The sequence below is a fragment of the Agrobacterium sp. P15N1-A genome (genome assembly GCF_044626815.1).
Lineage (GTDB): Bacteria > Pseudomonadota > Alphaproteobacteria > Rhizobiales > Rhizobiaceae > Agrobacterium > Agrobacterium leguminum.
Map to the genome: position 1 here is coordinate 334,138 of NZ_JBIUPF010000005.1, position 25,158 is coordinate 359,295.

At 62.5% G+C, this 25,158-nt stretch carries 16 protein-coding genes; 11 read left to right on the forward strand and 5 right to left on the reverse strand.

What is annotated here, in order from left to right:
• Position 1 precedes the first annotated feature (1 nt).
• From ACIK7D_RS18920 to ACIK7D_RS18940, 5 genes are all read left to right on the forward strand, one after another.
• Positions 2–1,066 (forward strand): FecCD family ABC transporter permease, encoded by a 1,065-nt coding sequence (locus tag ACIK7D_RS18920; protein WP_400157059.1) that lies wholly within the window; start codon positions 2–4, stop codon positions 1,064–1,066.
• Positions 1,067–1,089: 23 nt separating this feature from the next.
• On the forward strand, positions 1,090–2,043 hold the full coding sequence (locus ACIK7D_RS18925) for an ABC transporter substrate-binding protein (RefSeq protein WP_400157060.1): 954 nt from the start codon (positions 1,090–1,092) through the stop codon (positions 2,041–2,043).
• Positions 2,044–2,278: 235 nt separating this feature from the next.
• A complete protein-coding gene (locus ACIK7D_RS18930) occupies positions 2,279–3,118 on the forward strand; it encodes a siderophore-interacting protein (protein ID WP_400157061.1) in 840 nt (279 codons plus the stop codon).
• The gene (locus ACIK7D_RS18935; RefSeq protein ID WP_400157062.1) at positions 3,111–3,389 is read left to right on the forward strand and encodes a phosphopantetheine-binding protein; all 279 of its coding nucleotides are present in this window, start codon (positions 3,111–3,113) and stop codon (positions 3,387–3,389) included. The genes ACIK7D_RS18930 and ACIK7D_RS18935 overlap by 8 nt, the downstream gene beginning before the upstream one ends.
• Before the next feature lie 62 nt (positions 3,390–3,451).
• A complete protein-coding gene (locus ACIK7D_RS18940; protein WP_400157063.1) occupies positions 3,452–6,277 on the forward strand; it encodes a condensation domain-containing protein in 2,826 nt (941 codons plus the stop codon).
• Between the two features lie 202 nt (positions 6,278–6,479).
• Here the strand turns inward: ACIK7D_RS18940 and ACIK7D_RS18945 are convergent, their stop codons facing one another.
• Positions 6,480–7,826 (reverse strand): condensation domain-containing protein, encoded by a 1,347-nt coding sequence (locus ACIK7D_RS18945; protein ID WP_400157064.1) that lies wholly within the window; start codon positions 7,824–7,826, stop codon positions 6,480–6,482.
• A 60-nt stretch (positions 7,827–7,886) separates the two neighbouring features.
• On the reverse strand, positions 7,887–12,335 hold the full coding sequence (locus tag ACIK7D_RS18950) for an amino acid adenylation domain-containing protein (RefSeq protein ID WP_400157065.1): 4,449 nt from the start codon (positions 12,333–12,335) through the stop codon (positions 7,887–7,889).
• Between the two features lie 81 nt (positions 12,336–12,416).
• Here ACIK7D_RS18950 and ACIK7D_RS18955 point away from each other — a divergent pair, with 81 nt between their 5' ends.
• The 6 genes from ACIK7D_RS18955 to ACIK7D_RS18980 all read left to right on the forward strand — a co-directional run bounded on the left by ACIK7D_RS18955 (position 12,417) and on the right by ACIK7D_RS18980 (position 19,789).
• A complete protein-coding gene (locus ACIK7D_RS18955) occupies positions 12,417–13,592 on the forward strand; it encodes an isochorismate synthase MenF (protein WP_137005528.1) in 1,176 nt (391 codons plus the stop codon).
• Positions 13,593–13,610: 18 nt separating this feature from the next.
• Positions 13,611–15,236 (forward strand): (2,3-dihydroxybenzoyl)adenylate synthase, encoded by a 1,626-nt coding sequence (locus tag ACIK7D_RS18960; RefSeq protein ID WP_400157066.1) that lies wholly within the window; start codon positions 13,611–13,613, stop codon positions 15,234–15,236.
• A gap of 96 nt (positions 15,237–15,332) precedes the next feature.
• Positions 15,333–16,202 (forward strand): isochorismatase, encoded by an 870-nt coding sequence (locus tag ACIK7D_RS18965; protein WP_127756835.1) that lies wholly within the window; start codon positions 15,333–15,335, stop codon positions 16,200–16,202.
• Positions 16,203–16,215: 13 nt separating this feature from the next.
• The gene (gene dhbA / locus ACIK7D_RS18970; protein ID WP_400157067.1) at positions 16,216–16,971 is read left to right on the forward strand and encodes a 2,3-dihydro-2,3-dihydroxybenzoate dehydrogenase; all 756 of its coding nucleotides are present in this window, start codon (positions 16,216–16,218) and stop codon (positions 16,969–16,971) included.
• Positions 16,972–17,034: 63 nt separating this feature from the next.
• Positions 17,035–17,748: a 4'-phosphopantetheinyl transferase gene (locus tag ACIK7D_RS18975; RefSeq protein WP_400157068.1), complete on the forward strand. Its 714-nt coding sequence runs from the start codon at positions 17,035–17,037 to the stop codon at positions 17,746–17,748.
• A 127-nt stretch (positions 17,749–17,875) separates the two neighbouring features.
• Positions 17,876–19,789 carry a PhoX family phosphatase gene (locus tag ACIK7D_RS18980; RefSeq protein ID WP_080820533.1) on the forward strand — a complete coding sequence of 638 codons (1,914 nt, stop codon included), beginning with the start codon at positions 17,876–17,878 and terminating at the stop codon, positions 19,787–19,789.
• 336 nt (positions 19,790–20,125) lie between these two features.
• On the opposite strand, the gene ACIK7D_RS18985 is transcribed toward ACIK7D_RS18980, so the two are convergent.
• The 3 genes from ACIK7D_RS18985 to ACIK7D_RS18995 all read right to left on the reverse strand — a co-directional run bounded on the left by ACIK7D_RS18985 (position 20,126) and on the right by ACIK7D_RS18995 (position 25,038).
• Entirely contained in the window at positions 20,126–21,430 is a 1,305-nt protein-coding gene (locus ACIK7D_RS18985; protein ID WP_400157127.1) for an HlyD family type I secretion periplasmic adaptor subunit, read from the reverse strand.
• Positions 21,431–21,432: 2 nt separating this feature from the next.
• Positions 21,433–23,184: a type I secretion system permease/ATPase gene (locus ACIK7D_RS18990; protein ID WP_400157069.1), complete on the reverse strand. Its 1,752-nt coding sequence runs from the start codon at positions 23,182–23,184 to the stop codon at positions 21,433–21,435.
• 378 nt (positions 23,185–23,562) lie between these two features.
• Positions 23,563–25,038, reverse strand: coding sequence for an NAD-dependent succinate-semialdehyde dehydrogenase (locus ACIK7D_RS18995; RefSeq protein WP_400157070.1), 1,476 nt, complete (start codon positions 25,036–25,038; stop codon positions 23,563–23,565).
• Positions 25,039–25,158: the final 120 nt, after the last annotated feature.

Genomic DNA, 25,158 nt, shown 5'->3' on the forward strand with positions numbered 1-25,158 from the left:
CATGAAACGGCATTTCGCCACCGACGGCAAAGCCGTCCTCCGGCTGCCGAGCGGCCTGCAGATCGGCATCGGCAATCTGAAGGCCGGTCTTGCGCTGATGGTGCTGGCGCTGGCGCTCGCCGCCCTGTCCGTCAGCCTCGGCAATACCGAAACAGGCCTTGCCGATCTCCTGCGCGGATTGGTGGGCGGGCATCTCGGCGACGATCAGGCCTATGCGCTGTGGACGGTGCGGCTGCCGCGTATCCTCATCGGTTTCATGGCCGGCTGGAGCGTGGCGCTGGCAGGCGCCATGCTGCAATCCGTCGCCCGCAATCCGCTCGCCGATCCCGGCCTGTTCGGTCTGAGCCAGGGGTCGATGACTACCATCATGCTGCTTCTGGTGCTGGTGCCGGCCGCACCCAAGACGCTGGTCGCGCTCGCTGCCGTCGGCGGCGGTCTGGCCGTCGCCTTTCTTCTCATCGCCCTCGTCGGGCGTGAATGCTCGAGCGGCCTTGCCATATTGCTGATGGGCATCGCGATCGAATCGGCGCTTTCCTCCGTCTCCTCCGTGCTTCTGCTCTACACGCCGGCCGAAACCTCGCTGTCGCTGGCCGACTGGATGGCGGGTTCGCTGTTTCAGGCCAGCTGGTCGACCATCCTCGTTTTCGCGCCCCTCTTCGCCGCAAGCCTCGTGGGCATTTTTCTCATCGGCCGGGCGCTCGCGGTCTTCGATCTCGGCAATGAAATGGCCATGGCGCTCGGTGAAACCGTCAGGCATTCGCGCCCGCTCGTCATTGTTTTTGCGGTGATCCTCAGCGCCTCCTCGGTTACCGCCGTCGGCCCGCTGACCTTTCTCGGCGTTATCGCCCCGCACCTCGCCACCTTCGTTTCGCCCGCCGTCGGCCGCGCCAGGCTTTTCCTGTCGGGGCTTACCGGCGGCATTCTGGTCGTCACCGCCGATACGCTGTCGCGCGGGCTGGTGGCCGATACGCCGATGCCGATCGGCCTTGCGCTGACGCTTATCGGCGTGCCGCTTTTCATCCTTACGCTGCGCCTTCAGGCGCTGCGCAGAACCAATAGCCACTGAAGACATCGAATAAAGGGAATGCCATGCGAATTGCCATGCTCATCGCCGCACTTCTGGCCGCCGGAACGAGTCTCGCCGCCGAGCGCAGCGTGACCGATGCCGCCGGCCGCACCGTCTCCGTTCCGGAAAAGCCGCAGCGCATCGTCGTCATGCACGAGCCGCTGCTCGGCGTGCCGCTGATGAATCTCGACGCCAATGTGGTCGGCGCCTATGGCCGCAACAGCGACGGCAAATTCGCCACCGCCGTCGACTTCGTCGACACCGTTCTCGGTGAAGGCCGCACGAAACCGAAGGGTTTCGGCGCGGTCGGCCAGATCGACCTCGAAAAACTGCGGGCGCTGCAACCGGACCTGATCGTCGCCACGGAAATGGATGGCGGCAAGGCCGAACAGCTCTCCACCGTCGCCCCCGTCTATCTGCAAAAGGTCAGCACCGGCCACGCCTATGGTTTCAACGTCGAAGAAAACCTTGCCGCCCTGGTCGGGCGAAGCGATATCTTTGCCGAGCGCCGGAAGACCTATGACACGAAGCTCGCCGCCGTCAAAAAGACGCTGGGCGACGATATCAAGGGCAAGACCTATCTCGCAATCCTGCTGACCGACCAGATCAATGCGGTGGGCGACATGTCCGGCGCGGTGCAGGCATTGGAGGATCTGGGTTATACCCGCCTGAAGATTGACAACGCCGCCTCTTCGGGCGGAATGGGCTCGACCCTGATGATGCCGCTGAGCGCGGATGCGTTCGGCAAGCTCAATCCCGACCTGCTGGTAGTAATGAACAGCTATACCAGCCCCGCCCGCGGTGAGGCGGGAACACGCGCCGCCCTTGAAAAGATCATTCCCGGCTGGGAGCGTTTCGTAAAACCGGCGCGCGAGAAAAGGATCGTTTTCCTCGATTCCACCCGGGTCACGACGCCTTCCATTCCAAGCGCCCTGCACACATTGAATGAAGTGGAAAGCTGGGCGAGCCGCCGCTGAACGGCGTTATCCAAAGCCAATCCCGGCACGATTTATGTGCCGGGTATAAACTTGAGTTTTTGGAGAAAGTTATATTGCCGGAGCCGAAACCGCCTGTTATGGTTCGCGCATCTTGACGCAACGACGCCGGAATATCGCGCCGGATTAAGATTCCCAACGCGCGATCGTCCGGCACGCCGACCCGGGACAGCGAGACCGCCGAACCCGTCGGCGATATCCCAGGAAAGACAACAGCATGAGCATGCCAGAAACCATGGATTCCCCCGTTCCGGACCGCACTCCCAAACGCCATCGCCACGCCGTCGCGCTGCGCGCGCTCAATGTCGCGCGCGTCGAAAAGCTCAGCCGGTCCATGGTCCGCATCGTCCTGACCGGACCGGAACTGGAGGGCTTTGCGAGCCTCGGTTTCGACGACCACGTCAAGATGTTCTTTGCCCAGCCCGGCGAAACCGAGCCGAGCCTGCCGGTGATCGGTCCGAACGGTATTGAATTCCCGGAAGGCGCGCCACGCCCGCTGGCGCGTGACTACACGCCGCGCAGTTTCGACGCCGAAAAGGGCGAACTCGCCATCGATTTCGCCACCCATCACGACGGCCCCGCCAGCAACTGGGCGAAAGCCGCCAAAGCGGGTGACAAAGCGTGGATTGCCGGTCCGCGCGGCTCTTTCACCGTTCCCTTCACCTACGATTGGCATCTGCTGATAGCCGACGATACCGGCCTTCCCGCGCTGGCGCGGCGGCTGGAGGAAATGCCTGATGGCACGCGCGTCGTGGCGCTGATCGAGGTCGAGACGGATGCCGACCGGCTGGAGCTCACGACCAAGGCGGATGCGTCTATCGTCTGGGTGACGCAGAAGACGGAGAACGGAACCGACCACGACGCGCTGGTGGGCGCGCTGCGCAAGCTCGACCTGCCGAAGGGCGATTTCTTCAGCTGGGTCGCCTGCGAATCGAAGGCTGCAAAGGAGGTTCGCGCCCTTCTGGTCGAAGAATTCGGCGCCAACCCCAAATGGACTCGCGCTTCCGGTTACTGGCGGCGCGGCGCCAGCGGCGTTCACGATCATTTCGATGAATGAACCGGCAATCGCGGCGGACGCCATGCCGGAGGCGGAAACGATGATGACGGAACTCAAGGCCCTTATCGCCAGAGTTCTCGACGATGAAGTGCGCGACATCGAACCGGGGGACAACCTGTTCGGTCGCGGGCTTCATTCGCTTGCCCTCATGCGGCTGATGCCGCCGCTCTCACAGCTTGCCGGAACGCGGCTCGATTATGACGATCTAGCCCGGCGGCCCATGCTTGCCGCCTGGCAGGCGCTCATCGAACGGTCGCGCGCGGGACATTGATCCCACGACACAGCACTTTTCGCGCCGGAGCGCGATTCCCGAATATTTCCAAGGAGAGGACCATGGCAGCAGACAATACGCGTATGCTCGCACGTCGCATCGAAGAAACTTTCGACAGGGCGGATGCAGCCCCGCCCAGCCAATACGAAGAACGGGTCTGGTTCGAGCAGTTTCAGGATCCCGATCAGGTCTTCCGCGCCCTTCTCGCCTATCGCATCGGTGAAGAGTGCGATCTGCTGCGTCTGACTTCGGCGCTGAAGACGGTTTGCGAGGTCTGGCCCGAGCTTCGTGCGCGCTTTGCCTTCGGCGAGGACGGCACGCTTGCCAAGAGCATCGAGGCCCCGTCCGCATCCATCGTGCAATTGCTGCATGTTCCATCGGCGGGCGAGGCCCTGACCTTGCTGCACGACCTGCAGGCAAGGCCCTTCGATGCCGAGACCGACCCGCCGTTTCAGGCCGTCGTGCTCTTAAGCGAGGGAGAAATCCTGCTGGCATTTCTGGTCCACGGGCTGCTCGGCGAAGTCCTCTCGCCGCAAATCCTGCTGGAAGGCATTACGGCGGCCTATGCCAGTGAGACACCGAAACCGCTTTCGCCGCGCGTGGTCGAAAGTGACGGCGTTGACCCGCTTCCGCTCGGCTGGCTGCAACGTCCGGCCTCCGGCTCAACCGTCGTGGCGCTGCGGCAAAACGGGATCGACAGGCCGGCGAGCCACAGCCACGGCGTCGATCTTCCCGCCACCCTGCTCGGCCTCAGCAGCTCCACGGCGGCGAGCGCGCTTCTGGCCCGCGCCGGATCGCGTTTTGCCCTTTTCCTGGCAAAAACCGGCGGTCCCGAGACGGTAACCCTGCGCCTGCAGCCGGGCCAAGGCGCTTCAATGGCGATGTCAGCCGAGGCTGCGGCACGGGTAGCGATCTCCCGCGACCAATCGCCCGAACAGGCTGAAAAAGCCGTGCTGTCCGGTCTGGAGCAGCGAAACGACAATGAAGGCGGAACCGCCACCTTCACACTGCAGGCGCTTGCGACACCCGTTCAGGCCATATCGGAGCATGGGCTCCAGTTTGAGCACCTGCCCCTGCCCTCCCTGCAATCCGGTCTCGGCCTGACGCTTGCCGCCGGTCCGACAACCGTCGGCGATATCCGTCTCGAATTGACGGGCGGCAGGGAGACATCGCCGCATGCGACGGCCTTCCTGCTGGAGCGCTTCGTCAGCCATCTCGAAGGCGGCGCGGATTTTTCCGGCATCGTCCCTCAAAACGCCGCGGCAACAGCCCTTTCGCCCGCAGCTTCCGTTCAGAACGACGACGACACCGTCGCAACGATCCTTGCGGAATTCCGGGAAGCGCTCGTCTCGCCCGACATGGGGCCGGATGACGATTTCTTCGATTTCGGCGGCCATTCGCTGATTGCGACGCGCATCATCGGACGTCTTCTCAGCAATCACGGCATCGAGCTGCGCTTCAACGACCTGTTCAGCTACCCGACCGCCGCTTCGCTCGCAAAACAGGCGACCCGGCTCGAAACCGCAGCACCCGCGCAGGCCGAAGCGACGGCGAGCGGCTCGCTCACCGCACCGCTTTCGCTGGCGCAGATGTCGCTCTGGAAGGCCTATGCCGCTTTCGGCTTCGGCGAAATCTTCAACATTCCCTTCGCGCTCGATTTCCTCGATCCCGTGGATGAGAATGCCTTCGAATGCGCCTTCCTCGATATTATCGAGCGCCATCCCGGCCTGCGGACCCATTTCTACGTCGAAAACGATACGGTTCTGCAAAAGATCGTGCCGATGCACGACCTGCCCGGTTACAAATGGTTCTGGACGAGCGAAGAAAGCCAGGGTGTTGACCGGCACGCGGAAGCCGGCTGGCGGTTCGATCTTGCGCATGAACTGCCGATGCGGCTGCGCTTCCTTAAGGATGCGCAGACCGGCCGCCAGGTGCTTTCCTTCCTCTTCCATCACATCGTACTCGACGAATGGTCGGTGAACCTGATGATGGACGAGCTGACCGAGGCCTATCGGGCAAGGGCGGCGGGCAAGGCCCCGGTCTTTGCCACCAAGCCGGCGCCCTTCCATGAATTTGCGAGAAAACAGGTCGCGTCAGGCGTCAATGCCGGCCACCTTGCCTACTGGGCCGATATGCTGCGGGATGCGCCGAAAGGCCTTACCCTCAACGGACAGGATGGCACGCCGCACGAGGCATCACAGGACGAAGCACCGGCGGGCGGCTGGATCGAGTTCAAGCTGGAAAAACACGTCAGCGACGGGCTTTACGCCATTGCCAAGCAGAACAGCGCCTCGCTGTTCAACGTGGTTTACGCCGCCATTGCCGCATCGCTGCGCCATCTCGGCGGGTTGAGCGATCTCGTGGTCGGCACCTCGGCTTCAGGCCGCACCGATAGCGGTTATTTCGATACGATCGGTTATTTCACCACGGTTGTCGCCCATCGCGTGCGTTTCGGCGAAACCATGACCGTTGGCGACCTGATTTCTTCGGTGAAGAACACCATCAACGGTTCGCTGGAACATAGCGAAATCCCGATCGATCTCGTCGAGGAAGCGCTGGGCATGACGCCCGGCCGCGACCATCTGTTCGAGGTCTTCATCCAGATCCACGCCAAGAACAAGCTGAACGGCATCCTTGCCGGGCCGGATGGCAAGCCGGTGGAGTTCCGCCAGATCGACCCCGACAAGCATGAATCCATGCTGGGGCTGCAATTCGAGGTGATGGAAGAGACCATCGGCGGCGAGCGCTCCATTCGCGTGCTGATGAGCTACCGTTCGGATCGCTACGGCCCGCAGGACGTCGAGCGGCTGCGCAACACCACCAGCGGCGTCTTCAGCCGCTTTGCCGAAGCCGGCGCTTCGAGCCGCGTGCTGACAACGCTCGCCTGAGCTGGAATTGGGGCAAGGAAAACCCGGCTTCGCTTAGCGGAGCCGGGTTCAATTTGTTGGCAAAATCCTGAAAGCCCTCCTCCGTCATGCTCGGGCCTGTCCCGAGCATCTGCAACGCCTCGACTTATTGGACGTGATTAGATCCTCGGCACAAGGCCGAGGATGACGTGGAGTATAGGGGAAGCGTTATCGGCCCTCCCCCTCAAACCGCCAGACGGAACGCCGTGGACGCCTCCGCCGCCGCAAGCGTCAGCGCGTCCTCGCGCAGCATGGCGTCGAGGAACAATGGCAGCTCCTCGCGGTAACGGGCGAAATCCTCCGCTTGCGTCAGCGCTGAATCCGCATCGATATGCAGGTTCAGCTCGCTGCCGTCATCTTCGCCACGGAAGGTCAGGTTGAAACCGTCGCCGGGACCATTGGCAAGAATGTGCCTGATAACGGTAAGCCCGGCAAAGACCGGCGCGCTGAAGGGCAGGACATTGATGAGCGGCGAGAAGAAGAAGCGTCGGCCCTTCGGGATTTCACGGTCGGCGGCGATCTGCTCGATGCGGTAGCGGCCATGCAGGCGCTGCTTTCGCAGATTGGCGGCGTTGCGCGTCAAGAATGCGCCGAGGCTCTCGCCCGGCTCGATGGTGAGATGGAAGGGCAAAATATTGACGAGCATGGCCGGCATATGCGCGCCGACGCTGCCCCAGCGGCTCATGAAGGGCAGCCACAATGTCAGCACATCGCGGTCCGGCCGTGGCAGGACACGGTGGAGATAAAGGCCGGATAGCAGCACCAGAAGGTCCGGCCAGCCGATCTCCATTGCGCCCGCCACCTGTTGCAACCGCGTGCTGAAACCCTGCGGCAAGGCCGCGTCCGTATGCAGGCCGCCGCCGCCATAGTCCTCGCAATCCTTGTCCAGCACCGGCAGATCGGCGGGTGCGGCAAGATAGGCCGCCCAGAAATCGCGGTCTTTTTCAAAACGCCGGCTTTGCTTGTAGGCATCCTCTTCGGCAAGGAAATCGCCGAAGAGGTGGAAATCCGGACCCGCTTCGCCTTTGCCGCAATAGTGCCCGTAAAGCTGGCCGCAACGCTGCTCCACCAGCGTCAGGCCATAACCATCAACGACGATATGATGGGCGCGGATGTACCAGAGGTAACGATCGTCGGCGATACGGTAGAGCAGCTGCGCCGAAAGCCTGTCGGTTCTGAGATCGAGCCTTGCTTCCACATCCGCGTTCATGCGCCGCAGCGCCTCTTCCAGAGGAGCGAAATCGCCGCGGAGATCGACAAGCTCCACCACCGGGGCATGGTTTGGGTCGCAGCATTGCTGCGGCGTCTCGCCGTCGTCGCCGATACGGAAACGGATCGACAGGACTTCGGATTCGCGCACGGTGCGTTTGATCGCCTCGATGAGCGCGCTTTCATTCACCGCACCGGAAAGATCGATGTAATGGGCGACGGTGGAAACCGGCTCATCGGGATGGAAGGAAAACTCCTCCCAGAAATCGAGTTGCGGCTGCGTCAGTGGAAGCCAGCCGCCGGCAGGATCGATATGCGCCATCTGTTTTTCCTTGCACAATTTCCGTTATCGGGCGCGAAGTGCCGCCCGAAATGATTGGGTTCACGCCGCCCGGGCGGCCAGGAGCGAAGTCACCTGTCTGGCGTTGCGGCACCGCAAAAGCTGCTGCGGTGTGAGCTCCACGCCGAAGGCAGTGCGGATTTCAGCCGAGACGGTTTTCAGATGCGAAGGCAGAAGACCGAGCGCCAGCAGGTCGCTGTTCGCATCCACATTCGCCGGTTTTTTGCCCAGCACGCCGAGATAGATATCCAGCACCCGGCGGTCGCCCTGATCGACGGCGGCAGCCGCAGGGGCGGAGATTTTTGCCGGTTCCGCAGCACCGGTCAGCAATTCGCGGGCGCGACGTCGATCCGGCTTGCCATTGGCCGAGAGCGGCAGATCGTCGACCTTGAGAAACCGGCCGGGCACATGCGATTCCGGCAGATGCTGGCGGGCAAAATTGCGCAGATCGGCGGTCGGGAGTTCAAGGCCCGGTGCAACGACGTAAAGCACGCCGACGGCCGCCTCGCCCTTTTGTTCGACGCCGTAATCCACCACCAGAACCCGCTGGATGGAAGGATGGCGGATAAGCTCGTTTTCCACATCCGGCAGCGAAACGCGCACGCCGCGCACCTTGACGTAACCATTGACGCGGCTTGCAAACATGATCTTGCCATCCGGCCGGTAACGGCCCCGGTCTCCGGTGCGGAAGGCGCGCACGGGGTTTCCTTCCGGATCGGCAACCGTCACGAAATCCGTCTGGGTAATCGCGCCATCCTCGAGATAGCCGATGGCCACATTCACGCCGGCCGTATGGATGCGGCCAACGACACCGGCCGGGCAATGGCCGCCCTGATCGTTGAGGACAAAATAACGATTGGCGGGCAGCGGGTGGCCATAGGGCACAGCCGCCACATCTTCGGCAACGATCTCGTGCCAGATGCTCCAGATCGTGGTTTCCGTCGGTCCGCCGAGCGATATCAGCCGCAGGCCGGGCTTCAATCTGCGAAGCTCTTCGATGATCATCGGCTTGATGTAATCGCCGCCCTGCGCGACGAGCCGCAGCGATGAGAGCTGGTCGCCACGGCGGCAGGAGAGAAGCATTTCGAGGATGGCCGGCACCGAGCACCAGAGCGTGACGCCATGTTCGGCCACCAGCTCGTTCCAGCGCACCGCATCCTTTTCCTCGCCCGGTTCCGGCAGCACCAGCGTCGCACCGGCGACGAGCGCGCCGAAAACATCGAAGACGGACATGTCGTGATGCAACGGCGTAACGGAGATGAACACGTCGCCATCCGTCACCGCCCATTCCGCAAGCGTGCTGCCGATGACATTTGCCGTGGCGCGGTTGGAAAGCACGACGCATTTCGGCTTGCCCGTCGTGCCGGAGGTATAGAGATAATAGGCAGGCTCTTCGCTTTGGGAAAGCGCCGCCACCTCCGCCATGGTAACGGGTGCGCCAGCCGGTGCGGGCGCGGACAGAAGCTGCGCCGGATCGACAGCGTCGAAACCCTGCGGAACGCTGCGGGCGACGATGATCGCCGGGCGGCAATTGGTCAGCAGATAGCGCAGGCGATCTTCCGGCGAGCCGGCATCGACAGGCACCCAGACCGCACCCATCAGCGCTGCGGCAAGCGTGATGGCCGTATGTTCGGGACTGCGCGGCAGGCACACGGCCACGACATCGCCCCGGCCGATGCCGCGCGCCCTGAGGCCCGCCATCGCCCCTGCCACCATCTGACCGAGTTCGCCATAAGCGATACGCCGCTTGCCGCTGACGAGCGCCGTGCGCGACGGGTCGCCCTCGAAAAGATGGCCGGCGATCCGTTCCAGAAATGGCGGGCAGACGAAGTTTCCTTCGTCGCCGTTCAGCCGGTAATGAGAGAGGTCGACAATATCGCGTGTGTTGAAGGCAAAAGCGCCGCTATCGGCGATCCCGGCAATCGCACGCTCGATGGCGGCGAGAATATCCGCCACCGTCGCCGCATCGATCGCCTGCTCGGCATAGTCGATATCGAGGACGAGATCGCCCTGCGGATTCTGCGAAAAGCGGAAATCCAGCGCCACCTGCGGCGTCTGCGTAAGCCCGCCGGTCCATTGCATCGTCGATTCGGATGAAAGCGTCGGCCAGGTCAGACCGTTGGTGATCACCACCGGCAAGGCGAGCCCGCCCGGATTGGCATTGAGAAGCACACGATTGAGATCGATACCGGAAAAGGCGATATGGTTCAGCCCTTCCAGCACATCCGTCTGGAGGCCTGCCGCCCGCTCCGCAAAGCTATTCCTGGCCGCATCCCATTGGACGGCGATGAAGCTGGAGCGGTTGGCGAAGGCGCCTTCCACCTGCGGCGCGACGGGAATGCCGACGACGAGCGCGCCTTCGTTGAGCCAGAGCGAGAGCACATCGAGAATAACGGCCGTCAGCGCCGAATTCTTGAACAGCCGCTCTTTCGCACCGATGCGCGAAAAGGCGGTGAAACGCTGTTTTTCGACAGTCAGGCTCCGGCGGCTGTAACGCGAGGTGGGAATGGTTTCGAGCGGCGCTTTCCACGGCAGTTGCGAGGGCACCTCGGCATCTTTCAACTTTTCAGCCCAATAGGCGGCATCCCCGGCACGGGCCGCCGAGATATCCTCCTTCGGCGTTCCGGTCGTAGCGGCGGCTTCCGGCGGCACGACACCATCGAAGAGTTCCGCCGCGAGGCTGGCAATGGCCCGCCCATCGAGGATAAGCGCGTCGAAACGCAGGAAGACCACGACCTTGTGCCCCGTCGGCCCGGCATCGGGCATAAGAAACACCGTGACCTGCCATGGCGAGGCTGCGAGATCGAAATGTGCATGGGAAAAATCCCGTCGCACCGTGTCGATCCTTGCCTCGGCTTGCGAAAGAGACAGGGCCGAAAGATCGACGAGATCGAGATTGATCTTCGGCTCATCGGCGACCATCTGCACCAGCCGTCGCTCATCGATGCGGGTGCGCAGGCTTTCATGTCTCGCGACCATCGCGGCAAGCCGCGACCGCAGCAGTTCCGGGTCGATATCGCCGCGATATTCGCGGAACTCCTGCATGGCTACGCCGCTCAGCGGCAGATGGGTGCCGCGCCCGAGCAGATAGGCCTGTTGCAGGGGTGAGAGGGGACGTTCCATGGGTTTTCCTTTTGCCTCGGCTGCCGTTTCCGGCCGCTGCGCGACCAATCGCTCCACGCTTTCGCAAGCGAGATCGGGGCTTTCGGCAAGCCGGCGAAGAAGAGCGACGTAGGTTTCGAACAAGGCGCGCAGCCAGCGTTCCGGCAGCGCATCGAGCCGCACATCCCAGTTGATCAGTAACCCGCCATCCAGCGCCGCCACCTGCGCATCCAGCGCGACCCCCGGCCCCTGCGAGACGGTGTGGACCATCGGACCGAACACCCGCCCGACCCGTTGCGAAAACAGCTCCCCGCCCGGAAGATCTACCCCGGCGGTGAAAACCACCGGCGAGGTCTGCAAACCACCGCGCTGGCGGGAGAGATCGCGCATGACGCTGACGCCCGGATAGGACTGGTGTGCGAGAAGCCCGTTCATCTCATCGAGCAGCCGACCAAGCAGCGCTTCGAGCGTTTCTTCAGGCCTGATATCGACGCCGAGCACGAGCACGTTGGAAAACTCGCCGACGATTTCATCGACCCCTTGCACCAACGGCGCGCGCCAGAAACCCGGCACGGAAAGCCGGAATTTTTCCGCCCCCGCCGCCTGCGACAGCGCCAGTGCGAAAACACCGAGCAGAAGGGTCGATGTCGTCACGGAAAAACGCCGCGCTGTCCGCTCCAGGCTGCTACGCTCGGCCGCAGAAAGCAGCGCGGCGAGCCGGTCCGTGTGAACGGCGCGCAAGGGGTCATCGGACAGAAACGGCAGCGGCGGAGCGTCCGGAACATCGGCAAGCCGTTGCCGCCACCACAGGCGGTCCCTTTCGCGCAAGCCCCTCAAGTCCGGGTCGGACATGAGACGTGCCGCCCAGTCGAAAAACGACGGCGTTACCGGTTCGACAGTCCGAGTTTCGTCTGCGTCTGACGCCGTCTCGTAAAAACGGGCAAGGTCTTCCATCACGATCCGCACGCTGGCCGGATCGACGGCCAGCATGTCTGTGTCCACATGCAGGCGGCAACGCCCTTCCGGCAACAGGCTGAGCGAGATCGCCGCCGGTGCGGCAAAGCGAAGATCGGCCCGGCGATGGCTCCATTCCTCGCGCTTCGCCTCAAGACGGCGTGCAAGCGCCTCCGAATCGAGCGCGGTCATGTCCTCCACATCGAGGCGGAGCAGCCGGCCGGCAGGATCGACGGACTGATGGCCTTCAGCATCGATCCTGAGGCTCAGCATGGGGTTACGCCGGCAGAGCCTTTCCACGGCAACGGCCAGTTTTTCCGCATCCACCGCCTGCCCGTCGAATTCGAGGTAGAGATGCGGCGTAACTTTCCCGAGTATTCCATCCGCCTCGCGGCCGACCCAATAGGCCACCTGCATGGGGGTTAAATTTAGCATGTGAATTTGAACCGGTTGACAAAACATGATTAGCATACTCAAGTATAAGCCATCGTCAACCACTCGCACAGGAGGCATCCCATGAAAACGGGAGCACTCAGGACGAATGACGTCGAATCCGACGAAATTACTGAATTTAATAGAGAATTTCTGTTTACTTCCGGCAGCGGGCAATTGCGCGCCAAGGGCATTCGCGAAAAAATAGCGATTCCCGCCCGGGGCGGCGAAGACATTGCCAGCCCGCTGCAGCAGGCACTGGCCGGCGCCTTCGAGCGTGCGCAGCGGGAGGGCGAGCAGAACCCCATCGCCATCGGCGCGATCCCCTTCGATGTCAGCGAACCTTCATGCCTGTATATTCCATACAACTATGAATGGAATTCCAAGGATGCAGAGCCGATCGTCGCCGATTCGGCCATGCCCGCCCTTGTCGGCCAGAACAGCCTGCCGGACGAGAGCGGTTTCAAGCATGCCGTCGAACATGCCATCGTCAATTTCCGCCATTCCGAAGTCCGCAAGGCGGTGCTTTCCGTCATGCGTGAACTGACTTTCGCCTCCGAGGTCAATGTCGAAAGATTGCTCGCGAGCCTCGCCAAACAGAACCGCGAAGGTTACCAGTTCCGCATCCCGCTGCCCGATGGCGGCGACCTGATCGGCGTCAGCCCGGAACTCCTGATTCGCAAGCAGGGCGAGAAAATCACCTCGAACCCGCTGGCGGGATCGGCAAAACGCATGGTCGATCCGGCAGCGGACAAGGCCAATGCGGATCGGCTTTCGGCCTCGGAAAAGGATCATTACGAGCATAGCCTCGTCATCGAGGATATCCGCTCGCTGCTTTCGCCGGTCTGCGCGGAACTCGATGTTCCCGAAAAACCCTCCCTCATCAACACGGCGGCACTCTGGCATCTTTCGACCCGCATAGAAGGCCGTCTCGCCGATCCGGAAACCAATGCGCTGCAGCTTGCCTGCCTGCTGCACCCGACGCCAGCCGTCTGCGGCTTCCCTACCGAGCGCGCCCATCGCCTCATCCGCTTCGTCGAGCCTTTCGAGCGCGGCCTCTTCACCGGCATGGTCGGCTGGACGGATTCGCAAGGAAATGGCGAATGGGTGGTGACCATCCGTTGCGGCACCGTGCAGCGGGAAACCGTGCGGCTCTTCGCCGGTGCGGGCATCGTGGAGGCCTCGGAGCCCGAATCCGAATGGGCCGAGGTGCAGACCAAGCTCAAGACCATGCTGAACGCCTGCGGTCTTTCTGCCTAATTTTTCCAGGGACAAACCATGACAATCGAATTCCAACGCTGGCCCGAGGATTTCGTTCGCCGATACCGCGAACGCGGCTACTGGATCGACCGGCCGCTGAGCGGCATTCTCGCCGAACAGGTGGAGCGCCGGCCGGACGCAACAGCGCTGATCTGCGGCGACCGTCGTTTCAGCTATGCCGATCTCGACCGGCAATCCTCCAATCTGGCTGGACATCTCTCCGCCGCAGGCATCGGCAGGGGTGATACGGCGCTGGTGCAATTGCCGAACATAGCCGAGTTCTATCTCGTCTTTTTCGCGCTCATCAAAATCGGCGCCGCCCCCGTCAATGCGCTTTTCAGCCATCGTCGGCTGGAAATGACCTCCTATGCGGAGCAGATCGCGCCGAAGCTGGTGATCGCCTCGCGCAGCCACGAGCTTTTCGCCGATGACACATTTGTCGAGGCGCTGAAGGCGGCCTCTCCAGAGCTTGCCGTGACCCTGCTGCTCGGCGAAACCGATCCGCAGCGCAGCCTGGAGCAGAAGCTGGCGTCGCCTGCCGAAAATCCACCGGCTTACGCCCCTTCCGCCGCCGACGAGGTGGTGCTGTTCCAGCTTTCCGGCGGCAGCACCGGAACGCCGAAACTGATCCCCCGGACGCATAACGACTACGACTACAGCGCCCGGGCCAGCGCGGAGATTTGCGAACTTTCGCCGCAGACCCGTTTCCTATGCGCCATTCCGGTGGCGCATAATTACCCGATGAGTTCGCCCGGCGCGCTCGGTGTGTTCCACGCCGGCGGCGCGGTGGTCATGGCCGCCAATCCGGAGCCGCTTGCCTGCTTCGATCTGATCGAAAAACACGGCGTCGATATTGTGCCGCTGGTGCCGCCGGCGGTGGCGCTGTGGCTGCAGGCGGCTCCCGCCCATCGCGAACGGTTGAAGTCGCTCAAGCTCCTGCAGGTCGGCGGCGCAAGCTTCGCCGAAGCGCTCGCCCGCCAGGTGCCGGAGGTCTTGGGCTGCGATCTGCAGCAGGTGTTCGGCATGGCGGAAGGTCTGGTGAACTACACCCGCTTCGGTGACCCCGACCATATCGTCTTCACCACGCAAGGCAGGCCGATCAGCCCGGACGACGAGATCCGCATCGTCGACGAGGATGGCAACGACGTGCCCGAGGGCGAAGCCGGCATGCTGGCGACCCGCGGCCCCTATACATTCCGGGGCTATTACCGCGCGCCCGAACACAGCGCCCGGGTCTTCGACAAGGATGGCTTCTATTATTCCGGCGACGTCGTGCAGCGCACGCCCGAAGGTTATCTGCGGGTCGTTGGCCGGGTGAAGGACCAGATCAATCGCGGCGGCGAAAAGGTCGCTTCGGAGGAGGTGGAAAACCTGATCCTGCGGCATCCGGACGTCACCCATGCGGCTCTGGTGGCGATGCAGGACGAACTTCTCGGCGAAAAAAGCTGCGTCTTCGTCGTGTCGCGCAATCCCGCGCTCAAGGCGCCGGCCATCCGCCAGCATCTCGCCGGTCTCGGCGTCGCGGATTACAAGCTGCCGGACCGCGTGCGCTTCATCGAGGCCATGCCGCTCACCGCCGTCGGCAAGATCGACAAGAAGCGCCTGCGCGACTTGTTGACAGCCCCCGTCGCCATCAGCGCCTGACAAGCAGCGCCAATCGAAAGGGACGCTCAAAAGGGCGTCCCCATTCCAAAGATCATGCGCCGCCCGAGCCGGCGCAGCAAAAAAACCGAGGTCATCATGACGATCCCCACCATTTCCGACTATCCGATGCCGGTCGCCGCGAGCTTTCCGGCCAACAAGACAAAATGGCAGCCCGATGCGAAACGCGCCGTACTGCTCATCCACGACATGCAGCGTTATTTCCTGCGGTTCTACGAGGCCGACGGCAAGTTGATGACCAGCCTCATCGACAATCTCGCCAAGGTGAAGGCATGGGCCGTTCAGAACGGCGTGCCGGTCATCTATACCGCCCAGCCGCATAACCAGCCGCCGGGCGACCGTGCGCTCCTGAACGACATGTGGGGACCGGGTCTCACTGTCGTCGATCCGGAATTGCAGAAGGTGGTCGACAAGCTCGCGCCGACGCCCGACGACGTGGTGCTGACAAAATGGCGCTACAGTGCCTTCCAGCGTTCCGACCTTGCAGAGCGCATGAAAGGCTGGGGCCGCGATCAGATCATCGTCGGCGGCGTTTACGCCCATATCGGCTGCATGATGACGGCGGTGGAAGCCTTCATGAAGGATATCCAGCCCTTCATGATCGGTGACGGCGTCGCCGATTTTTCCGAGGCCGAACACCGCATGGCGCTGCAATATGTGGCGACGCGTTGCGGCGTGGTGATCGACACCGCAAGCCTTGTCGGCGCGGGCGAGGCCACCGGCACCCGCGAATGGCTGAAAGCCCGAGTCCTGCAAATGGTGGAGGATGAAAGCGATATCGACCCCGATGAAAACCTCATTTTCTACGGGCTGGATTCGCTGCAGGTGATGAAGCTTGCCGGCGAACTGAAGGAACGCGGCGTCACCGTCGGCTTCGATGAGCTTGCCCGTGTGCCGACACTCTCCGCCTGGTGGGCGCTGATCGAAGAAAAGCGGCTCGCAGCCTGAGCGGACGGACAAGATGACGCAACAGAGATTTACCGGACGGCGCGTGCTGGTGACGGGCACGGCCCAGGGCATCGGCCGCCGCATCGCCGAACGTTTCATCGAGGAAGGGGCCGAGGTCATCGGCCTCGACCTACTGGCCGACACAGTGGGGGGGCCCTTCCGCCAGATCGCGCTCGACATTACCGATGCGGCGGCAGTGGAGACGGCCTGCAAGGCGATAGAGAGCGAATGGGGCGGGCTCGATATTCTGGTCAATGCCGCCGGCATTTTACGGCTCGGCGACAGCGAAAGCCTGACGCCGGCGGACTGGAAAGCCTGCATGGATGTCAACGCCGCCGGGCCGTTCTATATGCTGCGGCAATGGAGCGGCGCCTTCAAGCGGCAGCGGCGCGGCGCGATCGTCAATGTCGGCTCCAATGCCGCCGTCGTGCCGCGCATCGGCATGATGGCCTATTGCGCTTCCAAGGCGGCGCTGGTCAGCCTCAGCCATTGCGCCGCCCTGGAGCTTGCGCCCTATGGCGTGCGCTGCAATGTCGTTTCACCGGGCTCCACCGATACGCCGATGCTTGCCGGCATGTTGAGCGATCCTTCCGGCAAGGACCGGCTGGTCGCCGGCCTGCCCGAGCAGTTCAAGCTCGGCATTCCGCTCGGCAAGATCGCGAGACCGGACGATATCGCCGATACGGTCCTGTTCCTCGCCTCCGATCAGGCCGGCCATGTGACGATGCAGCAGATCGTCGTCGATGGCGGCGCAACGCTTGCGGCCTGAACGGGAGCGGGATGGCGAAAAGCGTGAGCGCATGATCTAGGCCGCTGGATGAGGGTGACGGACATGGCCATTGCAACGGCGTTTCATCGCGAAGCCGTCTCCGGCGATCCACCGGAGGCCATCTGGCCTTGGCCGGACGACAGCTGCGATTGCCATTGCCTCACCCTTCGTTACAGCGCCGATGAGGGTTGCGGCGGCGAGGTCCCTCCCTTGCCGCCGCAGCTTTTACACGCCCTGCCCAGACGCAAGGCAGAATTCGTCGCCGGGCGCAGATGCGCGGCCGAGGCCATCCGCCGCCTCACCGGCCGCTCCACCTTTCCCGGCATGGGTGAGGACCGCGCGCCGCTCTGGCCCGAAGGCGTGATCGGCGCGATTTCCCACAGCCATGAGCGGGCGATTGCCATTGCCGGCTCTTCGGGGCGGTTCCGCGGTATTGGCATCGATATCGAAAGGCTCCTGACCGAGGAAGAGGCCCGCGATATCGCCACGCAGGCCCTGACGGCGCGTGAACGCCACAGCCTCGGCAACGCCATCGACCCCTTCATGACCGGTCTGATTTTTTCGGCCAAGGAAAGCCTGTTCAAGGCGCTTTATCCGACAGTGAAACGGTTTTTCTTTTTCGAGGCGGCGGAATTATCCGGCTTCGACGACAACGGCTCGGCCTCGCTGCGGCTGACCGCCGACATAGGCGGCGAATGGCGCAGGGGAACGGAGATTCCCTTCCGTTTCTGCCGCTTCGACAGCTTTCTCGTCACCCGCATCCTGATCGGGCGCTGACGAAAAAAGCCGCCCCGGCGCAGGGAAAATGACCGCCGATACTGCCGTTTCCGTCATCCGCATGAAATATTGGGACGGTAGGCACCTTGCTGGAATGATTCCAAACAAGCAACGGTGGAGACAGACTATGACCGACATCGATACGAGCAAATTGTCCTGGGACGAGTGGGACGAACTGCAGAACCCGCCGCCGGCCGAAACCGATTTCGACCGCGTGGTCGAAACCGCGATTTCCCGCCGCGGCTTTCTCGGCGGCGTGCTTGCCTTCGGTTCGGCCGCGGCCGCCATGGGCACGCTCGGCAACCTGATGAGCAGCACCTCGGCCGAAGCGCAGGAAGCCGCCGTCGGCCGTTTCCCCTTCAAGCCGGTTGCCGCCGCCACCGATAATACCATCCATGTCCCGGAAGGTTATAACTGGAAACCGCTGGCGAAATGGGGCCAGCCGCTGTTCTCCAACGTTCCCGATCTCGACCCCGCCAAGGGCGTCAGCGTTGAAAACTCCGACAAGGTCTTCGGCGAAAACACCGATGGTATGGAACTCTTCGTGGTCGGCAGCCACCAGCTGATCGCCGTCAACCATGAATATGTGAACCCGGAAACCAACCTGCCGCACGCCGAAAAGGGCAACCCGAAGACGGCCGACGATGTGAAGATCCTGCAGAACATGCAGGGCGTCACCGTCATGGAAGTCGCGGAAGACAAGGACGGCTGGAAGATCGTTCTCGACAGCCCCTTCAACCGCCGTATCCACCACAATACGCCGATGAAGCTTTCCGGCCCGGCCGCAGGCTCCGATCTCGTCAAGACCGCCGCCGACCCGAAGGGCGTCGACTGTCTCGGGACCTTCAACAATTGCGGCGCCGGCCGCACACCGTGGGGCACCTATCTCACCTGCGAAGAAAACTTCAACGGCTATTTCGGCACCACCGACGCCGCCTTCAAGCTGCCTGACGATTATAAGCGTTACGGCATCGTCGCCGAAACCCGCTACGCCTATGAGAAGTTCGACGAGCGTTTCGACGTCGCCAAGAACCCCAACGAACCGCGCCGCGCCGGTTACGTGGTCGAGATCGATCCTTCGGACGCCTCCTCCACCCCGATCAAGCGCACTGCGCTTGGCCGTATCAAGCACGAAAACGCCGCCGTCGTGATCGCCCGCGATGGCCGTGTCGTCGTTTACATGGGTGACGACGAGCGTGGCGAATTCCTCTATAAATTCGTCTCCAACGGCATCTACGTGCCGGGCGGCGACACCTCTAAGCTGCTCGATGAAGGCACGCTTTACGTCGCGAAATTCTCCGACGACGGCGCCGGCGAATGGCTCGCCCTGACGCCTGAAACCACCGGCATGAAGATCGACGAAATCTGCGTCTTCACCCGTCAGGCCGCTTCCAAGGTGGGCGCGACGACGATGGACCGCCCGGAATGGGTCGCCATCAACCCGGTCGCCATCGAAGCCTATTGCGCGCTGACCAACAACAGCCGCCGCGGCGAAATGAAGGACGGCAAGCTGCGCGCCAATGCCGGCGGCGACGCCATGGCGATCAACGCCGCCAACCCGCGCGAAAAGAACGAATACGGCCAGATCGTGCGCTGGTATCCGGAAAATGACGACCATGCGGACGGCAAGTTCAAGTGGGACCTGTTCTGCATGGCCGGCAACCCCACCGTCCACAAGGACGCCTATGCCGGCTCCTCGAACATCAACGAAGGCAACATGTTCAATTCGCCTGACGGCATGATGTTCGATAGCACCGGCCTGCTCTGGATCCAGACCGACGGCGAGGACACCAATGAAGGCAACTTCGCCGGACAGGGCAACAACCAGATGCTGGCGGGCGACCCGGCCACCGGCCGTATCGAGCGCTTCCTCACCGCCCCGAAGGGTTCCGAAGTCACCGGCCAGACATGGTCCGGCGACAAGCGCACCCACTTCGTCGGCATCCAGCACCCCGACGCCCCCTTCCCGGATGGCGAAGGCAAGCTGCCGCGCTCGACCGTCATCGCCATCAAGCGCGATGACAATGTGAAGATCGGCTAAGCCATAGACGTATTGGCAGCCGGATCGCGACGGAAATCGCGATCCCGTTTCACCATAAGACGCCGCGCGGCCAAAGGGACGCGCGGCGTTTTGCCGGGTCGCGAAGGCATGTTTGCGAAGCGGCACATTTCCACGTCCTCATCTCGGACAGCCCCTCCCTCATTGATCAGACAGTTGCTCCAGGCCCGTGCGCCCTGCCATGGAACGCAGGAGACTGTTTACGACGCAGGCGCCCGCCGACATATTTCCGCATCGCGGCTTGGCGGCTTGGCGGCTTGGCGGCTTGGCGGAAGAAAGCTCTGCGCGCTTTATAAGCAAAGCACCCGGATCTTGCCTTCAGGCTTCGCGGAAGGTGCGGTTCGCCTGATCGAGCAGGGGTTTGAGGAAATAGGACAATACGCTTCTTTCGCCTGTCGTGATGAAGGCTTCCACCGGCATTCCGGGCATCAAGCTGAATTCGCCCAACCGCTTTATCTGCTCCTGCGAGGTGGCGACGCGCACGAGGTAGTAGCTCGTGCCCGTTCGCTGATCCACCGTCACGTCAGCCGAGATACGCTCCACAGTGCCTGTAATTTCCGGCGTCGTTTTCTGGTTGAAGGCGGAAAAGCGCAGGTTCGTGGTCTGGCCGTAAAATATCTGGTCGATGTCCTGCGGCGCGACCTTGGCTTCCACCACCAGCTTGTCGACTTCCGGCACGATCATCATGATCTGCTCGCCCGGCGCAACGACCCCGCCGACAGTGTGTACTGAAAGTTGATGCACCACCCCATCCTGCGGCGCGAGAATATCGACACGTTTCAGCTGGTCTTCGGCCGCCACCCGGCGTTCGACATATTCGCCGATGCGGGCATCCATTTCGCGCAGATCGGCTCCCACCTCTTCCGACCATTGCTCGTCGATCTGAAGAATTTGCAGCCTGGTTTCGCTGATCTTCGCCTCGACCCCGGCAATGCCAGCCATCAGCCGGCCGATGTCGCCATCGATATCCGTGGCCTGACGCTCCAGCGTACTGAGCCGGCTTTTTTCCATCAGGCCTCTCTCATGCAGGGAGCGAAAGCGGTTCAACTCCTCGCCGACCATGCCCTGTTCGCGGAAATTCGCAGCGCGCTCGGCATCCATGCCGGCAATCTCATCGCGAAGCTGCTGCACACGCTGTTCGAGCTGGCGTTTTTTACTTTCGCGAACGGCCTTGCGGTTTTCATAAAGACGCTGTTCGGCATTCATCATCGCGGCGATCTCGGCATCGGCGGCTCGCCCAAGCAGCGCTTGCGGGAACACGACCTTGCCGGCGCGGTCACGCTCGCTCTCCAGCCGCGCCTTGCGGGCGTTGAATTGATCGAGGCTCTTGACGATGATGGCCAGATTTGCCCGCGTCATCGTCGCATCGATGCGCATGACGACGTCGCCGGCCTTCACCCGGTCGCCATCGCGCACCATCAATTCGCTGACGACGCCGCCCACGGGATGCTGGACCTTCTTCAGGCTGGTTTCCACCACCAGCGAGCCCTGCGCAATGACCGCGCCGACGATTTCGGTGCCAATTGCCCAACCGCCGAAGATGCCGGTCAGGGTGAGAAAACCAAGTCCACCGACAAGAAGGTGGCTGCGGATCGAGCGTCTGAGTGCCTGCCATTCATCCATCTTCATGCCTTTCCTGTTTCCACGCCCTGAACGACCTTGAGGGCGCCGGCCGCACCGCTGACCGGGCGCAGCACCTTGGCGAGCACCTCATCCTTCGGGCCGAAAGCCTGTTGCCGCCCTTCGGCGAGCATCAACACCTTGTCCACGGCTAAAAGCGCGCTGGGGCGATGAGCGATGACGACGGCAACGCCACCACGTTCACGAATGCCGAGAATGGCTGCTGTCAGCGCCTCCTCGCCTTCGGAATCAAGGTTGGAATTCGGCTCATCGAGCACAACGAGGAACGGGTCGCCATAAACTGCCCGCGCGAGCGCGATCCTCTGTTTCTGCCCCGCTGACAATTGCCGCCCGGCTTCCCCCACCTGTGTGGAATAGCCCTCCGGCAGGCTCACGACGAGATCGTGAATTCGCGCTGCGCGCGCGGCCGCAATGATCTTTTCCGAGCTTGCCTCTCGGTCGAATGAGGCGATGTTTTCGGCAATGGTGCCGTCCAGCAGTTCGATCGCCTGCGGCATGTAGCCGATGTGGCGGGCCAGCGCTTCAGCCGGCCATTGGTCCAGTGTCGCGCCATCCAGTCGAACCGAGCCTTTGAGCGGACGCCAGAGCCCGACCAGCAACCGCGCGAGCGAACTTTTCCCCGAACCGCTGGCCCCGATCACGCCAAGGGCGCTGCCCGACGCAAGCGTGAAGGCGACATCCTGCAGAACCGGCTCTGCCGCCTCCGGCGGGATGACGCCGACACGCTCTACGGAGAGAAGGGAGCGGGGCGCTGGAAGGTCCATGCGCATGGCGGCATCCGGTAGCAGCGCAAGCGTCTTTTCAAGACGGCGGCGGCTTTGCCGCGCGGCGATGAAGCCCTTCCAGTTGGCGATGGCGAGATCGACCGGAGCGAGCGCCCGCGCCGACAGGATGGAACCGGCGATGATGATGCCGGGTGTCGCCTGCTCATTAATGACCAGCCACGCCCCGACAGCGAGAATACCCGATTGCAGCAGCATGCGCAGCACCTTGCTCGCCACACCGAAACCGGAGGCGATATCGCTTGCGGTGCGCTGCCCACGGCCATAAGCGCGATTGTCCACCTGCCAACGCTCCCGCAATGGCGGCGTCATTCCCATGACGGCGATGATGTCGGCGTTGCGGCGGGCGCTCTCAATCAGCCGGTTGCGCGCGGAAGCGTGTCGTGCGGTCTCTTCCACGGGACGCTTGGAGACAAGCTCCGTCATCAGCGTGAACATCGTGAGAATTGCGGCGCCGGCGAGCGCAGTGACCCCGAGCCAGAAATGGAAGGCGAAACAGATGGCAATATAAAAAGGCAGCCAGGGCAGGTCGAACAAAGCGGTCGGTCCGCTTCCCGACAGGAAGGAGCGAATTGTATCGAGATCACGAAGCGGTTGCGCCTGAGCGCCGCTGACAGGCAGTCGCACTTGCAGACCGATCACCGTATCGTAAACCCTGGAGGACAGGACCTGGTCGAGACGATCGGAGATGCGCACCAGCAGGCGGCCGCGCACGGCATCGAACAGACCCTGAAATACATAAAGCGCCACCACGATGGCGAACAGGGCCAAGAGCGTCGGCAGGCTGCGGCTCGGCAACACGCGGTCATAGACCTCCATCATGAAGAGCGAGCCGGTGAGATAAAGAATATTGACCAGAGCGCTCATGAGGCCGACGCCGATGAAAGCGACAGAGCAGCCCGCAAATACACCCTTGATCTGACGCACATTATTATTGGCGGATTGAAAACGCATTTTTACTATCCATTGAAATCGCGGCGACAGGATCAGCCGAGGCGGCTGGCGATCATGTTTGAAGAGGTCGTCATCTCCTGGCCTTCCTTGCACGACACGGATCGGCCCGAGGGCCATGTCGGCACGCCTAGTGGCGAAGGCTAACGGGCGGATGACGGATTCGCCATAAATCGTAGACGCGCCATAGTGATTTCCCATGCCCGCCATCGGTTTCCCAACGGGGTCGCGGAATCACCAGTCCACCCTACGCTGTCTTTGATGAAGACCCAGGCCGGATCGCCGCCCGGATTTCCGGCACGCAGGAGCAAAATTGCGTCAGGCGTGATGATCCGGTGATCGGCGACGGGCTTTATTCCAACGAAGCCCGGTAATGCGAAGCTATATGCCGCCCATGCAGAGATATTTCATTTCAAGATAATCCTCCATGCCATGGCGCGAACCCTCGCGGCCGATGCCGGATTGTTTGACGCCGCCGAAGGGCGCTGCCTCCGACGACATGCGGCCGGTATTGATGCCGACCATGCCATATTCCAGGGCTTCGGCGACACGCCACACGCGCTTGAGATTGGAGGCGTAGAAATAGGCGGCCAGACCGTAGATCGTGTCATTGGCTTCGCGCACAACCTGCTCCGCATCCTCGAAACGGATGATGGGGGCGAGCGGGCCGAAAGTCTCTTCCTGGGCAACCCGCATCGCGCCTGTAACCCCGGTGACGACCGTGGGTTTGAAAAAAGTTCCGCCATTCGCGGCGCGCTTGCCGCCGCAACGGATTGTGCCGCCTCTTGCGCTGGCGTCGGCCAAATGTCCCTCAATCTTGTCGATGGCGTGGCTGTCGATCATCGGGCCGATGGTAACATCGGGATCGAAGCCATCGCCGACCTTCAATTCGGCCACGCGCGCGACGAATTTCTCCGCAAACTCATCATGAACCGCCGACTGCACATAGATGCGGTTGGCAGAGACGCAGGTTTGGCCGCCATTACGGAATTTCGCCTGAATGGCGCCTTCCACGGCTTCATCAATATCGGCATCGTCAAAAACGATGAAAGGGGCGTTACCGCCCAGTTCGAGGTTGAGCTTCTTGATCTGCGGCGCGCACTGGCTCATCAGCAGCCGGCCAACTTCGGTCGAGCCGGTGAAGCTGATCTTGCGTATTTTGGCATTGGCGCACAATTCCGCACCGACGTCGGCGCCGTGGCTCGCATAAATGAGGTTGAGCGTCCCCTCCGGAAAACCGGCGAGCCGGGCCAGCACGAACATGGCCCCCGCCACCAGCGGCGTCTGTTCGGCGGGCTTCAGTACGATGGCGCAGCCGGCCGCAAGTGCGGGCGAAATCTTGCGAGCTACCATGGATGCGGGAAAATTCCACGGAGTGATCGTGCCCACCACACCCACTGCCTGCTTGATAACGAGCATCCGCCGATCGTTGGAAGGGGCGGAAATCGTTTCGCCATAGATGCGGTTCGCCTCCTCGGCATACCATTGCACGTAAGCGGCGGCGTGGGAGACTTCTGATTTTGCTTCCGCCAGCGGCTTGCCCATCTCCGCGGTCAGCATCGTTGCCAGGTCATCCGCATGAAGGACGATCAGCTGGTGCCAGCGTCGCATCACCGCGCTCTTGTCCTTGGCCGGCAGGCTCGCCCATACGCCCTGCGCTTCGGCCGCGCGGTCAATCGCCTCCCGCGTTTCCAGAGCCCCCATATCCGGCAGCCGCGCAAGCTGCGCACCGGTCGAAGGATTGAAAACATCAAACTCCGCGCCCGACCACGCCCGGTCGCCGAAAGTGACGCCAGCGAGATCGGCAAACAGATCCGGCCGGGCAAGCCTGTCGAGGAGAGCAGGAAAAAGCGACAAGGACGGTTCCCCCTTTGACACAACGACCCGAACAGGCCGACACACCGCCATTTTAGCGACTGACCGCCGGTTGAGAGGCGCCGGCACCGGTGGTAGCGCCACGCCCGAAAAACGTCAATA